The organism is Acidovorax sp. BL-A-41-H1, assembly GCF_051942715.1.
Window position 1 is genome coordinate 55038 of the sequence record NZ_JBPVJQ010000011.1, and the last position, 14924, is coordinate 69961.

Here is a 14924-nt window from a genome sequence, read left to right on the forward strand (position 1 = left end):
TGGCATCTGCAGCAGTAGGCGCGTTTAAGCGCGAACGCGGCCATGGGATGGCATTGCTGGCAGTCCTGTGGACTGTGGCGGCTCTCAGCATTATCGCCACCGGGATCACGCGCTCCATTCGGTCAGAGAGCCGCGCAGTTGTCCAGGCCCGGCAAGAAGTTGAAGCCCAGGCGCTGGGAGAGGGTGCTATTCAAATTGCCTTGCAGGCGCTGCTTGCCAGCAACCAGCCGGTATCCAAAGTGCTCCTTACCGAGGTTGTCTATCGCGGGGTGGCTATGCAAGTGCAAGTCATGCCATTGAGTGGGCTCATCGATATCAATATGGCAACTCCACCGCTTCTGGAGCGGCTCTTGGTTGTGGCGGGAGGGCTGTCGCCCGATGCTGCGCAAACTGCCGCGCAAAGCATCGTCCAGACCCGCCTTGGGCGGACGTCCCGAGGTGGGGCGCTCAGTTTTGAGGCACCTGAGGACTTGCTGCAAGTGCCAGGGATCGACTATGACCTCTATGCTAGACTTGCCGACCTTTTGACGGCTGATGTACGAGGTACCGGGCGCGTCAATCCTATGGCTGCGCCGATTGGTGTGCTCACTGTGTTGGCCGGGGGTAATACCGCTGTGGCCGCACAAATCGCCGCAGCGCGTGATGCAGGCCAAGTGGGAGTAGACACCTCGGCACTGGATTCCAATCTTCTCGACGCTTCTGTTTCCCGGCGCATGCAAGTTCAGGCTCGTGTGCCTATGGCAGACGGGGGCTATGTCCGCATTTCGCGCAGCGTCGCCCTGGATGCACGCACTCCCGACGGAGCCCCTTGGCACACCTTTCGCGCGACAGTTGGCGTTGAGCCGCTAGCCCGCAAGAACCCCTGAAGTACAACGCTATGTCCTCCATCCAATCTGACGCCCGATTTTTTGGGGTCGATTTTCACGCTTTGTGGCGCGACGTATGCCAGGCATGGGCCGGTTTGCAGGATGTGCCCCCGTTTGTCTGGTTTACACCGGAGGCATCTGTTCGACTTTTTCAAGCAGATGGCGGCGAATCGTTGTGGCGGGGTGGGGTGCGTGTTCCAAATGGCGTCAAAGGTGGAAACGCCGAATTCAACGCGCTGGAGATCCCTGAAGACCTGTTGTTGCGCCGCGCGCTGACCATGCCAGCCATGAGTGAGTCTGATATTGCGAGCGCTGCCTTGTTGCAGGCCCGGGCGATCAGCCCCTTTGCTGAACACGATTTGGTCTGGGGTTACTGCGCGCGCCGGCAACCCGAGGGACACAGCCAAGTGGAACTGGCGCTGGCGTCATCCAAGCAGGTTGCGCAGTATCTGCAGGAGCAGGCCAGCCGCTTGGGAAGGGGGGGGGCAGAGGTATGGGCTACGCTCAATCAGGGTTCGCCCATCGTGCTGTCGGGTTATGGTGAAAGCGCTCGTGAGGCAAAAAGTCTACGAGGCCGAAGGGTTCGTTATGGCTTGTTGGCGCTGGCTCTGGCTATTGTGGGGGGGATTGCAATCACTCCCACTTTGCAACTGCGAGCGCGTGCCATAGAAGCGGTAAAGGCCCATGATTCTGTAGTGCACCGTACACCACCCTTGGTAAAGGAGCGTGAGCTCCTAATGCAATCGGCAGAAAAACTCGGAGCCTTGTCGGAGTTGCTTGCAGGACGCATTGAGCCTCTGCGTGTCCTTGATCGCCTCACCAAAATCCTGCCTGACGACACGGCACTGCAAGCATTTACGCTGAAAGGGCAGAAGGTCACCCTCAACGGACTCACGTCCAATGCTTCGGCGGTCATGCAAATACTGGGAGAACAGTCTGGCGTCCGTGATGTCCGCGCTCCCAACCCTGCGACGCGTACAGGGGGGGCGAACTCCAAAGAGAATTTCGTGATCGAGTTCATGGTTGATCCTCAGGAATTTGGTGTTGCTACTGCGCAAGGTGCAACGCCAATTGCTGTACCGCCCATTGCATCTGCGGCACCTGCGGCATCTGCCATCGCGGTAGCGCCTCCGCAAGCAGCGTCTGCGTCTGCGGCGGCTGCATCTGCTCCACTGGCGTCGGTACCCAGCGCGCCGGTTGCTGCCAAGACGGCACCTGCGGCTGGCGGGGCGCTTGTGCCAGTGTTTGGCGGCGGGCCAGCGCAGTCCGCGCCACCGCAACCCAAGCCTGCCACCGCTAAGCCTGAGCGCAAAGAAACGCCATGAACAAGCCCGCCTTGCGCCGCGCCGCACTTCTTTTTCTCATCAGCGCCCTGGCTTTGGCACCCGTTGCTGCGGGAGGCTGGTACGTTTATCGCAAACATGTCTGGGGGGTAGAGCGCCTTGCGCAGATCGAGCCGCGACATGCGCGTCTTCTGGGGCTCGAATTGCAAAGCGCCGACATTGAAGCGGCCAAATTGAAAGCCTTTGAATTGCGAAAGCAGTTCGTGTACCCGATGGCGCAAGACGATGCCCAAACGGGGAACCAGGCCCAACAGAAGGTGCGAGACATCTTTTCGTCTGCTGGATTGCAAGTATTGAGCAGCCAAGTTCTTCCCTCTAAGGAGGAGAAGGGCTTTGATCGCATTCCTCTGGTTGTGCGCGCAGAGGGGGAAATGCTGGCTGTGCAAAGTGCATTGGCGGTGCTGGGCAATCAGCAGCCCATCATTGTCATCAGCGAGATCGACATTCAGGTTCAGGGTGGCTTGGCCAACCTCAACCCCAAGCTGGCGCCTCGGCTGTCCGCCCAATTTACCCTGAGCGTGTTGCGAGAGCGTTCATGAAAAAATACTCGCTGCACATGCTTGTGCTTCTCAATGTCATCTTGGCGCTTGTCCTCGCGCGTTTGTGGTTTGACTCGGCGGGGCATCTGCGCAACGTGCGCTGGCAGGCGCCCAAACCGCAAACGGCTGACTACGGGGCGATGGTGCCCAGTGTCCCGGGTGTGGCGCCAGCTGACACAAGCCAGTTCATAGCGATGCTGGACAGGCCCGTGTTTTCGCCTACACGCCGTCCTCCTCCGCCACCTCCGCCTCCGCAGGAAAAGGAGCCTGTGGACAACCTCACTACGGCGCAACTGTCGGGCCTTTTCAGGGGCGACAAGGATGGCGGCGTCATTATTCAGATCGCCGGGAAGCATCGACGCGTACGTCTTAACGAAAACGTGGAAGGCTGGTTGTTGTCTGATATTCAGGACCGAAGCGTGACTTTCACTCGGAGTGGCCAGAGCCGCGTGCTGCAGCTTCCGCGAGCGGCGGTGACAACATACACGGGGTTGGCTCCGTCTGCGGGCGTGCCGTCCGCGCCTGTGCGGGCGGTGCAGGCGCCACCCAGCGCGCCGTCAGTTGTTCCTGGGGCTGGCGCTCCTTCGCCACAGTCGTCCCGCGCGGGGGGGCGGCTGTTGCAACCCGTTTTCGGCGGCAGCGCGGCGCACTGAGGATGTCTGTGACGTGCACCGTAATCATTTTCCCCACAAGGGCTTGCGTAAATTTATGAATTCAACCCGACTTGTACTCACCGTTGCGGCATTGGCAGCGTGCCAAGCCGTGCTTGCTCAGGGCGTGTCAAATCCTGCGTCAGATGCTCTGCGGCAACCTGTGGCGGATATGCCGACTCTCGGGGGGCAAGGCGGCGCGCCTGTTGCAACGGAATCCTCCGAGTCTGCTCGGCCTGCCAGTGACGTCGCGCCAGCTGCCTCTCAGCCGCGTTACATCCGGGGCAACGATCAGATTCTGGCGCCTGCCAAAGCCGCACCGACTGTGGATGGGCCTCCACTGACTTTCAATTTCGAAGAGGCGCCTGTTGCGGAAGTTGCGCGCACGATTTTGGGGGACATCCTGAAAATGGCCTACGTGCTGCATCCACCGTTGAGTGGCACTGTCACACTTTCCAGCCGTGCACCCATATCACCTGATCAGGCGGTGTTTTTGCTTGAGGGTGCTCTGCAGGCCAACGGGCTTGCAATGGTGCGCGATGCGCGGGGCACATACCACGTGGGGCGGGCCGATGCTTTGCGCACTGTGGGCAGTGCCGTGCGGCAAGTGACGGGCAATGGAGCGCCGTTGCCTCCGGGGTATGGCGCCATTGTTGTGCCGCTTCGGTACATCGGTGCCGCAGAGATGGCTACCATTTTGCGGCCCATGGCACCCAACGATGCCATTGTGCGGGTGGACAATGTTCGCAATCTGTTGGTGCTGGCCGGTACACGCAGTCAGGCAGAAGGTTGGCTCGATCTCATCAACACCTTCGACGTGGACTTGCTCAAAGGCATGTCCGTGGGGCTCTTTCCGCTCAAGTACGCCACCATCAAGGAAGTTGAAGCAGCCCTGCGCCTTGTCAGCGGCTCTCCCCAGGCCAGTCCCACCGCGCCGAGCGGCTCCACTGTTGCGGTGACCGGTGGATCTGCGGGGGCGGCCTCGGCGGCTTCCGCTGCGATGCTCGGGGAGGGGAACCCCTTGTTTGGTGCGCTGCGCATCATGCCGGTGGAGCGGCTCAACAGCATTCTGGTTGTTACTCCACGTGCTGCTTATCTGGAGGAGGCGCGCCGCTGGATTGAAAAGCTCGACCAGCCCAGTGACAACGGGGCAGAGGCGCAGCTGTTCATCTACCGCGTGCAAAACGGCAATGCCAAGCACTTGGCCGGTGTGCTTTCGGGTATTTTTGGGGCTACTCAAAACGCGGGCTATGCCGCCAACAGCGGAGTGGCTCCAGGGTTGGGTACGAGTGGGGGTTTGTCATTCGGTCAACAGCAGGGGCTTGGCAACACCAGCCCTTTTGGCAACACCTGGGGCAATACAGGCTCTAGCCTGGGCCGCACGGGAACAGGCACTGGCAACGCAGGTGGATTTGGCAACGCCTTTGGCAATACGCAGAACCGCACGGGCCAGAACGCGGCAGCCCAGACGGGCGCCACGGGTACGGCCACAAACATCGGTGGCGTGCGTGTGATGGCCGATGAACTCAATAACTCCATTCTGGTGTGGAGCACGCGTTCGGAATTCCTCAAAATCGAATCCACCCTCAAGCGGCTGGATCTGCCGCCCACCCAGGTGCTTATTGATGCCTCTATCATCGAAGTCACCCTCAATGACTCCTTGCAATATGGGCTGCAATGGGCGTTTAGCGGTGGCACGGGGGGCGGACGCTCTGGGACGGGGCAATTGTCCACAGGCACCAACAACGCCAGCAACAGTGGCAACCTCAACGTCAGTGCGGGCAAGGGGTTCACCTACTCGCTCATCAACTCGGCGGGCAACGTAAGGGTCATCTTGAATGCCCTGGCCAGCCAGGATCTACTCAAGGTGGTTTCCAGCCCCTCGCTCATGGTGTTGGACAACCACACCGCATCCATGTCTGTGGGCGACCAGATTCCGGTGCTCTCCAGCATCATTGACAGCAATATTGGCAGCACCACCACCAGCACCGTTCAGTACCGTGATACAGGTGTGAACTTGGCGGTGACGCCCTCTGTCAATGCTGGCAACTTGGTCACGATGCAGATCGATCAGGTCATGACTGACCAGTCGCCCAGCACTGGTGCCAACGGCCAGCCTATCTTCATGCAGCGCCAAATTGCCAGCAAAGTGGCGGTGCGCAGCGGTGAAACCATCGTGCTGGGAGGGCTGATCAAGGACAAGCGGTCGTCGGGCAAGACGGGGGTGCCTTTGCTCAAGGACGTACCGTTGGTGGGGGCCCTGTTCAGCAATAGCGAAAACACCGGTGCGCGCACCGAACTGCTGGTGGTCATTACGCCCAAAGTGGTTCGCACCGATCCTGAGATCCGCGAGGTCAGCGAGGATCTGCGTGATCGCCTGCGGGGGTTGAACATCATTGAAATGCGCGAGCGTGCCCAGCCTCGCGTTGCCACGGGTGGCGCAGAGGGGGCGGCTGTGCAGCCTGCACCTTCGCAGTAAAGGGTCTGCTACCGTTTTGCTCGACCCATGTCAATTTTCTATTGATGGTAGCTAGTGATAGTTTAAGGAGATGAAATGAAGAACTTCTTGTGGAGCCGCATGCGCCGCAGTTTGCGGGCGGTGGGTTTGGTTGCCATGACGACCACCGCGTTGGTGGGGTGCGCCACCATGTCGAGCACGCCAGAGCAGGTGGTGCAGCAGCGTGCCGCCGAATATTGGAAGGCCCGCATTGCTGGGGATCACGCCAAGGCCTATGCCCTGTCCGCCCCCTCTTACCGCAAGCTGCATACGGTTGAGCAGTTTCGCATGCAATTTGGCGGCGCAGTGTCCCTCAAGGACGCTGAACCCGTCAATGTCACGTGTGAGCCGGAAAAATGCACAGTCCGCATTAAAATCAGTGCCGCACCTGCCTTGGTGGGCATGAATTTGGGTACCATTGCTACCCACCTGAGTGAGACTTGGCTGTTGGAAGACGGCCAGTGGTGGCGCTACCAGGATCTGTAAAGATTCGCGGCGGCTCCTTGCAGGCCCAGGGGATGATATTTGAGTATTTGGGACTGTTGTATTTGGTCAACAAAGAAGAATGGGCCCGCGTAATCAAGTGTAGTTCCCAGAAGTGCTGTGCTACGATTCCCTAGCGTAATCAATCGTGGTAGTTGCGCTTACCAACTTTTTTAACTGGAGTTCTTGTATGAAAAAAAATGTGATGGCCCTGAGCATTGCTGCCATGATTGGTGGCCTGGGCTTCGCTGGTGCCGCTTCGGCCGACGTGATCGTCGGTACCGGCGCAACGCCTCTGACCGTTGCTGACATGGCTGCTGGCAAGATCGCTGCGCCTACGGCCAACAACCTCGAAGTGACGCGTGCAGGCGTGGGCCACGCTCTGATCGTGCCTTACTTCAATGCGCAAAACGGCAACATGACCGTTCTGCACGTGACCAACACTGATCAAGTCAACGGCAAGGTCGCCAAGGTGCGTTTCCGCTCTGCCTCGAACTCTGACGATCTGCTGGACTTCCAAGTGTTCCTGTCGCCTGGCGACGTGTGGACTGCTGCTATTACTGCAGACGCCAATGGTCTGGCACAGATCGTGACTGCCGACAACACCTGCACGGTGCCCGCTCTGGCTGCTGGCGTGCCTCAGTCGTTCAACAACTCCTCCGCCCGTCTGCCTTCGTACCTGACCGAAGCTCAGCGCAACGCGCTGACCCGCGAAGGTTACGTTGAAATCTTCAACGTGGCTGACATTTCGGCGCTGAAGGCTTTTGACACCAACGGTGCTCTGAACGCCGCAGGCCCTAACCGCTCGGCTCTGTACACCGCTACTAAGCACGTCAGCGGCGTGGCTCCTTGCTCTGTGGCTGGTTCTGCTGCTCGCACTCTGCTGAACAACGCAGCTATTGCTGACTACACCACGCAGCTGCAAGCGGCTACGGCTGGTCTGGACAGCGGTTCGGGCGGCCTGATGGGTGACTGGTACATCATCAACGTGCCACAAACCACGACGTTCTCTGGCGCTGCTACCGCTATCGTGGCTAACACGGGCGCTGGTACTGCTCCTGCTGTCGGTAACTTCCGCCACTTCGCTCAACTGGGTAACAACCTGGTGACCCTGAGTGCCGATGCTGCCAACGGCGTGACCGCTGACCCGCTGTTCCGCAACGTGAACGTGTTCGACGCTGCTGGTGCCAAGGTTACGACCGCTGCACTGACGATGCTGAACTACGACGCGCCTGACCTGTCGACGCCTTTCTTCAGCGCCGCTACGTCCGCTAACACGCTGGCACAATCCACGGCGCTGCTGACGGCTCTGTCGGTTAAGTCGGTGACCAACCAGTACGCTCTGGACGCCTCCATCACGGCCAAGACTGACTGGGTGTTCTCCATGCCCGCACGCCGTTACAACGTGGCTGCCAACTACGCTGCTGTGACCGGCACGACTGGCGCTACGGGCCCAACGACCGCCAACGCCAAGTACCGTCTGTTCACCGACCTGAATGCCAACGGCACGCAAGCTGGTGAGTGGTTCTACCCTGCTGTGAGCGCTGACTACACGACGGGTGCTGGTACGTACAAGGCTGGTGGCAACACCACTGTGGACACCGCTGGCAACATTTGCGTGTTCGCTGACGGCCAGAAGTTCTTCGACCGTGAAGAAACCTCCGCTTCGGCTGGCCCCGTGTTCTCGCCTGGCACCGCCAGCACCGTGTCGTTCTGCGGTGAAGTCAGCGTGCTGGCTTTCCAAGACACCGGTAACTCCGTTCTGGGCGCTTCGGTGGCTCGTAACACGGTCACTTCCGGCTTCTACACCAACGGCTGGGGCGTGATCGATACGACCAACGCAGCCCAAGGTCTGCCACTGCTGGGTGAGTCCTTCATCAAGCTGAGCAACCCACAAGCTGGTGCTGGCGTGTCTGGTACCTACGGTATCAACTGGGCACACCGCTTCACGCGTTAATTCGTGGGCACTTAATCGCGGCAACGCGATCCAAAAAGGCGGGGTCTTCCCCGCCTTTTTTTCATTTCACAACTTGTTTTCTTATCCATGAAGCTCTTGATGACAACCTGTTTCTCGCCAATGCGCAGCATGGCTCTTGCTGCTGCCGTTCTGGCAGGTGGATCTTTGGTGCATGCGGCAGGCCCAGTGCCCCTGATCCAAGGCGGCAAATTCGCGATCACCACCACCGACATCGAAGCCGATGCACTGATGCGCATGCCCGCAGAGATGCGCCCTATGGTGCTGGCCAACAAGCAGAGCGTGGGCCAGGTGGCGATGAACATGTATGTGCGCCGCGCGCTGGGTCAGCAGGCGGTGCAAGAAGGGCTGGACAAAGACCCCAAGGTAGCGGCCATGCTACAGCTCGCGCGCGACAAAGTGTTGTCGGACATGATGCTGGAGCGCATTGATAGCCAAAATGCTCCCAGCGATGCTGCTGCGCTGGAATTGGCTCGCGCCACTTACCGCGCCAAACCAGAGCGCTTCCAGGTGGGCGAACAAGTGCAGGTGCGGCACATTCTGATTGCTGGTACCAAGCCTGAGTCGCGCGCACAGGCCGAAAAGCTGTTGGCCGACATCAAGGGGGGCGCCGATTTTGCCAAGCTGGCAGAAGAGCAATCAGCCGACAAGGGTAGCGCCGCACGCGGTGGCGACCTTGGGCTATTTGCCAAAGGTCGTATGGTGCCCGCCTTTGAAGAAGCTGCCTTTGCCCTACAGAAGAAGGGTGACCTGAGTGGTGTGGTGGAAACGCAGTTTGGCTTCCATATCCTTAAGCTGGAAGATCGCAAAGCACCCACCACGCGCACCTTTGACGAAGTGAAGGAAGAGCTGCTCAAGGAAGTGCGTGCCAGCGTGACGCAAGACGCCCGCGTGAAGGCCGCGCAAAAGCTGGGCGAAGGCGTGGAACCCGACACCAAGGCGATTGAAGCCTTTGCTGCAGGCTACGCCAAGGGCCCAGGCATTCCGGTGCAGAGCGGCAAGTAACAGCTCGTTGCCAAAAGCAACAACAGACCAGAAAAGCCACAGCAGGCGGCTCGTCCGCCCGCAACCCTTTCGCTCATGACCTTTATCTGGAACGAAGCGCGCGCGTTATGGCGCGCGCGCATGTTGGTGTGGGTTCTCACGCGCCGTGAGGTGGCCTCGCGCCACACTGGCACGGCGCTGGGCATTGTCTGGCCGTACCTGCAGCCGTTGCTTACTGTAGCTGCGTACTATTTGGTGTTTGACGTGGTTTTTGGCATGCGCCTTGGGGAGCAGGCCCCTACGCGGGCCGTTGGCGCCTATTTGGTGGTTGGCGCCTTGCCCTGGATGGCGTTTTGCGATGCGGTGCAGCGTGGTATGACGAGCTTGATCGATGCTGGTAGTCTGCTGCACAAGAACCCGCTGCCGCCCGTGCTCTTTACTTCACGCACGGTGCTGGCCAGTTTTTCAATTTATGGACCATTGCTGCTGCTGGTGGCAGTGGCTTACATTCCTGCCCATGGGCTGAAGCCTGCCATCTTGGCCCTGCTGCCTTTGTTGTTGCTGCAAATGCTGCTGTGCATGGTGCTGGGTTACGCACTGGCCATATTGGCGGCGGCTCTGCGAGACGTGGCGCAACTGGTCAGCTTTCTGCTTTCCGTGGGTATTTATCTTTCGCCCGTTTTGTTCCCTATCCAGCTCTTTCCCCAGGATTGGCGCTGGGTGCTGTGGCTCAATCCGATGACGGGCCTTGTGATGGGCTATCAACAGGTGCTGCTGCAAGGCCAGTGGCCGCATTGGAGTGCGTGGTGCGCTGCGCTTGTATGGGTGGGCCTGCTAGTGGCTGCTTTGAACGCATTGGTGGCTCGGAGCCGCGATCAATTGGTGGACTGGTTGTGAGTGCCAAAAGTTTTTCCCATCCAGAAGACGCCATGCTCGACACCGTTTTGTCGGTGGCAGGCGTCGCCAAGGAGTACAAGCTATATCCCACCCCCCGAGCCCGATTGCGTGCGTTGTTGACGGGCAGGGCCACACACCGCAGTCACTGGGCGCTGAACGATGTTTCGTTTGATTTACGGCGGGGTGAATGCATTGGCGTGATCGGCGACAACGGAGCAGGAAAGAGTACCTTGCTCAAACTACTGGCGGGCACCTTGCAGCCCAGCCATGGCCGCATTGACCGCGTAGGCCGGGTGACGGCCATTCTGGAGCTGGGGGCTGGCTTTCACCCCGACTTCAGTGGGCGAGACAATCTTTACTTTGCTGGCAGCCTGATCGGCATCACCCATGATGAGATGGCACGCTTGGAGCCCGAAATCATCGATTTCTGCGAACTGGGTGAGGCACTGGATCGGCCTGTAAAAACGTACTCGTCCGGCATGACGGTACGCTTGGCCTTTGCTCTGGTGACGGCAGTGCAGCCAGATGTTCTGATCATCGACGAGGCACTGGCTGTTGGCGACCAAAACTTTCAAAAAAAATGCGTCGAACGTATTACGGCGTTCCGCAATAGCGGGTGCACCATTCTGTTCTGCTCGCACAGCCCGTATCACATCCGCCATCTTTGCGACCGGGCACTTTGGCTCAAGGCGGGGCGGGTGGAGCAATTTGGCAACACCGAAGCGGTGTTGGCTGCCTACGACGTGCACACCCGAGAGCGCGAAAAAGCAACAGGCGCCAATGCCCCGAATGAGCCCGCCCAATCGATAGCCAAGACTGCTTCGCAAGAGTCTCCAACGGACGACATGGCAGCCGGGCCGCAATGTTCCGCAGGTTCGCCGCAGCAGGCGGCAGGCGAAGGAGGTGGTGCCTGTATTCTGTCTGTGGATGTGGCAAATTTGGGGGAGCCCGTGGGAAACCAGCCACCCGTGCTACAGGGGCAAGATCTAATGGTGACGATCCGGGCCCGGGGGCGTGGTGCAGAACGACCCCATATCGGTTTTATGATTGAGCAGTCCAAAGGGGTTGGTATCACCTCGCTGGCAACACACGAAGAGGGGGCGGCGCCTCTACAGTTGAACGATGGTACTTGGCAGTCGGTGCTGACGTTCCCAGACTTGCCGCTGCACAGCGGGGACTACGTGATCAGTGCATTCCTGTTCGACGAAACAGGGTTGGCTGTCTACGACGAATGGTTCCAGTTTCTTCATTTCCGGTTCATTTTCCCCAAACCACTGCCGGGCCTGGTGCGGTTGCCGCACAGCTGGCGCTAGTGCCAGAAAAGCTTGGCGCAGCATGCGCTCTGTCCCGGTCCTCAGCGGATCAGTCCGCCTGGGGATGCAATTGTGCTGCGAACCTTACATGTTCTGTGCAACATCTTTTACGTAAGGTATGGGCAACAGGCTGGCAGCGAGAGCTCGGGGCGTGCGCTTGATAATCGGCTGTCTCCGGTATAGAAAGAATATGACTTCAACTTCAGAATCACCATTGACCCTGGGGCAGCAGTTGCTGCAGGAAGGGCGCGAACTGCTCAGCAGGGGTGACCGAGTGGCTGCCGCGCAGGTGCTTGCCCGGGCCCGCAACGAGCGCGATGTGGTGTTGACTGCCCACGCGCTCATTGAAACCAATGACCTTGTCGGCTCGTTCACCAACGTCATGGGCCTGGATTGCACGATTTCCGAGCAAGACGACATTTTTGGATTCTTCAGAGGCCACCACTCCAGCTTGAATCCGTTGCGGGACTATCTTGCGGATGGTTGGCGCACCTTGTCGGAGTTGATGCTGCTACTGGAGGCCGTGGACCAGCCTCTGCTCAAAACCCAGCGTGTGCTGGAGTTTGCGAGTGGGCATGGCAGATTTACACGGCATTTGGTCAAGGCCCTGGGGCCTGCCCGTGTGGAGGTCTCGGATGTGGTGCCAAGTGCGATCAGTTTCTCCAGAGAAACGTTTGGTGTGAATGGCTTTCTCTCGGCCAGCATGCCTGAAGCCGTGCAATGGCCTGGGCGCTATGACCTGGTCTTTGTGTTGTCCCTTTTTAGTCATTTGCCCCGCTCTACCTGGTCACGCTGGCTCAAGGTGCTATACGAGTCGGTGGCGCCGGGTGGGTTGCTCGTGTTCAGCACCCATGGCACCAAGGCTGCCGACTTTGACCATGTGACCCTGGATCCGGAGGGGTACTTTTTCGCCGCATCAAGTGAGTCAACGGCGATCGATGAACAAGAGTATGGAACAACGTTCACGTCAGAGGCCTTCGTGCTGGCGCGGATCGCTGAAACCGTTGGAGCGGACAGGCTGGTGCATAAGGCACCAGTGCACTTCTGGAATCACCAGGATGCCTATGTGCTGCGTCGGCCCTGAGTGGCTTTCCCCGCGTCTGGAAGTACAAGGTCTTGTGACATGGTGCATTTCACGGAGATGTGATGAACAGTAGCTGGTGGCTTAAGCTGCAAGAGCGTATATGGGGCCTGGCGCCATGGGATGCCGAGCAAATCAGTGACGAGTGGTTTCGGGCGCATTTCAACTACGCGGCCGATGTTGTACATCAATGGGTGGGCGATGTGCTGGATATGCGATCTGCCCGGTTTCTCAATTTTGGGTGCGGTGATGGAATTACCGATCTATCGCTGGTGCTGCGGTATGGTGCAACAGCCATCCATGGCGTAGATATTCGCCGCGAGTATGCCAAGCTGCCTCGTATTGCGCGTGAGCAACTGGGCATGCACAGGATTCCGTCTGCGTTGACCTTTGAGACGATCTTGCCTGGAACGCCACTGGCAAGTCGCCATAAGGGGATGGACGGCATCATGAGCTGGTCCACGTTTGAGCATGTGCAGCGCGAACAGGTTCTGCCAATCCTGCGGGATTTGCACGCCTGCTTGCGCACAGGGGGGGTTTTTTTTCTCCAGATTGAGCCGTTGTTCCACTCACCGTTTGGCTCCCACCTGCGGCGTTACGACGATGTGCCATGGCACCACCTGCTGGTGCCTGAGGAGGAGCTGTGGCAAATCATTGATGCCCATCAAGGCCCCATCAATGCCGAAGAGGTGGATTTCGGGTTTGCCGATTTTGGCGTGGAGGGCTACAAGCGGTTTGTTTTCAAGGAGTATCAACATCTCAACCGGCTGACTGCAGACGAGTTGGTTAGCCTAGTAGAGCAAGCAGGCTTTACCGTAGAGCGGCAAGATCGGCGCAATGTGGAGTTACAGCCGCCTGCGCAATTGCTGAAACAGTACGGCGATACCGTCTTGCGAAACAATGAAATTTTCCTGCTCTTGCGAAAAGGCGGGTAGCGGCAAGGCAGCTTGCTTGCCGCTACCAGCGTTTACCGCGCGCGTTTCTTCCGCTAGGCGATCTTCTGTGCCGTGATCACGAAGCCATGCACGGGTTGGCCTTTTTGGTAGCGCAAGACCGTGTTTTCAGAATCCACAGAGAAACCAGCGGCGCGGCACACTCCCTCAACATGACTGCGCTTGTGTACGTACCGCTCAGTAGTCGGATTGAGAAACAGGTCGGGGCCGTCCTCGGGGCCAATTTCGCAGGAAAAAATTAGGCGCCCACCAGGTGCTAATACGCGCCAAGCTGCAGGAACGGCCTCCGTCAGATCGCCCACGTATACGCAAACCTCCAGTGCAGCGATCACATCGTAGGATTCAGCCTCTGCTTGACGTAGTGTGTCGTGCAAGTCCGCCTCTTTCAGGCTGTCGTAAAGCTTGAGGCGGCTGGCCTGCTCCAGCATTTTTGGTGACACGTCCACGCCGTCGAGGCGTCCGTCGAGTTTGCCCAGTCGTGCGCCGAGCAGTCCGGTACCGCAGCCCAGATCGAGGAGCCGGATTTTTTTATCTGGGTGAAGCGCGACCAGTTTTCTCGCGATCTGCTCCGGGAGCTGGTAGCGCAAACCTTGCACAAGCTGCTGGTCGAAGATATGAGCTGCGGTATCGAACAGCTTGCGATTGAGCTCAGCTGGCTGGTGGGTGGGGGTCTGACCCTTCGCACGCGCGTCGTAGTAAGCGTAAACCGCGTTCGCAGGGTCGAGGGCAAGCAAGGTTGCTGTCATTGCGGCGGCCTCATTCAGACGACCTGCTGCGAGCAGTGTGTGCATGCGACCCGTCAACGCTTTCTCGTCATGGGGTGACTCTGCAATCAGGCCATCCCAAAGTGCGAGGGCCTCGTCGTAGCGCTCCAAATGGCTCAAGTCGTTAGCCAGCAGCAGGCGCCACTTGGCGTTGGTCGGCTGCAGCTTCAGCCCATCCTGCAATAGGCTGACTGCCAAATTGACGTCCATCATGTGATGTGCCACATCGATTGCGCCGTCTCGCACCATTCCACTTTCGGCATCAAGCTGCAGTGCGGTGGCTGCGTTTTCCTTTGCTTCTGCAAGCTGTCCCTGCCTGGCCTGCAATTGGGCTAGAACGACAATACCGGGCGCCCAGTTGGGCGCGAGTTCCAGCCCGGTGCGCATGAGTTGAAATGCACCTGCGACATTACCCGCCTTTTCGGACATGACACCGGCCATCATGTAAACGCGTGGGTCATTGGGAATTTGCGCCCGTGCCTTATTGAGCACATCTGCGGCCTCGGTCAACTGGCCTTGGTCAATCAGTACGCGGGCGGATTCGATGAGGAGGAGATTGGGGTCTGACATGATGTTCGT

At 59.0% G+C, this 14924-nt stretch carries 12 protein-coding genes; 11 read left to right on the forward strand and 1 reads right to left on the reverse strand.

Translation table 11 applies throughout. The annotated features are described in order from the left end of the window. The first annotated feature begins 47 nt into the window (after positions 1–47). From ACTPOI_RS24255 to ACTPOI_RS24305, 11 genes are all read left to right on the forward strand, one after another. Positions 48–866, forward strand: a complete 819-nt coding sequence (locus ACTPOI_RS24255; protein WP_440113811.1) for a type II secretion system protein GspK — start codon at positions 48–50, stop codon at positions 864–866. An 11-nt stretch (positions 867–877) separates the two neighbouring features. Next, positions 878–2191, forward strand: coding sequence for a PilN domain-containing protein (locus ACTPOI_RS24260; protein WP_440113814.1), 1314 nt, complete (start codon positions 878–880; stop codon positions 2189–2191). Then, complete coding sequence (gene gspM, locus ACTPOI_RS24265; RefSeq protein ID WP_252660347.1) at positions 2188–2748, forward strand: type II secretion system protein GspM; 561 nt, start codon at positions 2188–2190, stop codon at positions 2746–2748. The genes ACTPOI_RS24260 and gspM overlap by 4 nt, the downstream gene beginning before the upstream one ends. Before the next feature lie 666 nt (positions 2749–3414). After that, positions 3415–5877 (forward strand): type II secretion system secretin GspD, encoded by a 2463-nt coding sequence (gspD, locus tag ACTPOI_RS24270; RefSeq protein ID WP_440113818.1) that lies wholly within the window; start codon positions 3415–3417, stop codon positions 5875–5877. A gap of 75 nt (positions 5878–5952) precedes the next feature. Continuing rightward, complete coding sequence (locus ACTPOI_RS24275) at positions 5953–6381, forward strand: hypothetical protein (protein WP_440113821.1); 429 nt, start codon at positions 5953–5955, stop codon at positions 6379–6381. A 187-nt stretch (positions 6382–6568) separates the two neighbouring features. Beyond that, complete coding sequence (locus tag ACTPOI_RS24280) at positions 6569–8335, forward strand: cell surface protein (protein ID WP_440113824.1); 1767 nt, start codon at positions 6569–6571, stop codon at positions 8333–8335. 186 nt (positions 8336–8521) lie between these two features. Further along, complete coding sequence (locus tag ACTPOI_RS24285; protein ID WP_440113827.1) at positions 8522–9358, forward strand: peptidylprolyl isomerase; 837 nt, start codon at positions 8522–8524, stop codon at positions 9356–9358. 75 nt (positions 9359–9433) lie between these two features. After that, entirely contained in the window at positions 9434–10234 is an 801-nt protein-coding gene (locus ACTPOI_RS24290; protein WP_440113830.1) for an ABC transporter permease, read from the forward strand. 32 nt (positions 10235–10266) lie between these two features. Then, positions 10267–11547, forward strand: a complete 1281-nt coding sequence (locus ACTPOI_RS24295; protein ID WP_440113833.1) for an ABC transporter ATP-binding protein — start codon at positions 10267–10269, stop codon at positions 11545–11547. 190 nt (positions 11548–11737) lie between these two features. Beyond that, the gene (locus ACTPOI_RS24300) at positions 11738–12631 is read left to right on the forward strand and encodes a class I SAM-dependent methyltransferase (protein ID WP_440113837.1); all 894 of its coding nucleotides are present in this window, start codon (positions 11738–11740) and stop codon (positions 12629–12631) included. A gap of 62 nt (positions 12632–12693) precedes the next feature. Further along, entirely contained in the window at positions 12694–13563 is an 870-nt protein-coding gene (locus tag ACTPOI_RS24305; protein WP_440113840.1) for a class I SAM-dependent methyltransferase, read from the forward strand. Between the two features lie 53 nt (positions 13564–13616). Here the strand turns inward: ACTPOI_RS24305 and ACTPOI_RS24310 are convergent, their stop codons facing one another. After that, positions 13617–14915 carry a tetratricopeptide repeat protein gene (locus tag ACTPOI_RS24310; RefSeq protein ID WP_440113843.1) on the reverse strand — a complete coding sequence of 433 codons (1299 nt, stop codon included), beginning with the start codon at positions 14913–14915 and terminating at the stop codon, positions 13617–13619. Between the last annotated feature and the right edge of the window lie 9 nt (positions 14916–14924).

Excerpts from the sequence above, each read along its gene's own strand:
- ACTPOI_RS24255 (WP_440113811.1), top strand. The coding sequence starts at position 48 with ATGGCATTGCTGGCAGTCCTGTGGACTGTGGCGGCTCTCAGCATTATC.
- ACTPOI_RS24260 (WP_440113814.1), top strand. The coding sequence starts at position 878 with ATGTCCTCCATCCAATCTGACGCCCGATTTTTTGGGGTCGATTTTCAC.
- gspM (WP_252660347.1), top strand. The coding sequence starts at position 2,188 with ATGAACAAGCCCGCCTTGCGCCGCGCCGCACTTCTTTTTCTCATCAGC.
- ACTPOI_RS24275 (WP_440113821.1), top strand. The coding sequence starts at position 5,953 with ATGAAGAACTTCTTGTGGAGCCGCATGCGCCGCAGTTTGCGGGCGGTG.
- ACTPOI_RS24280 (WP_440113824.1), top strand. The coding sequence starts at position 6,569 with ATGAAAAAAAATGTGATGGCCCTGAGCATTGCTGCCATGATTGGTGGC.
- ACTPOI_RS24290 (WP_440113830.1), top strand. The coding sequence starts at position 9,434 with ATGACCTTTATCTGGAACGAAGCGCGCGCGTTATGGCGCGCGCGCATG.
- ACTPOI_RS24295 (WP_440113833.1), top strand. The coding sequence starts at position 10,267 with ATGCTCGACACCGTTTTGTCGGTGGCAGGCGTCGCCAAGGAGTACAAG.
- ACTPOI_RS24300 (WP_440113837.1), top strand. The coding sequence starts at position 11,738 with ATGACTTCAACTTCAGAATCACCATTGACCCTGGGGCAGCAGTTGCTG.
- ACTPOI_RS24305 (WP_440113840.1), top strand. The coding sequence starts at position 12,694 with ATGAACAGTAGCTGGTGGCTTAAGCTGCAAGAGCGTATATGGGGCCTG.
- ACTPOI_RS24310 (WP_440113843.1), bottom strand. The coding sequence starts at position 14,915 with ATGTCAGACCCCAATCTCCTCCTCATCGAATCCGCCCGCGTACTGATT.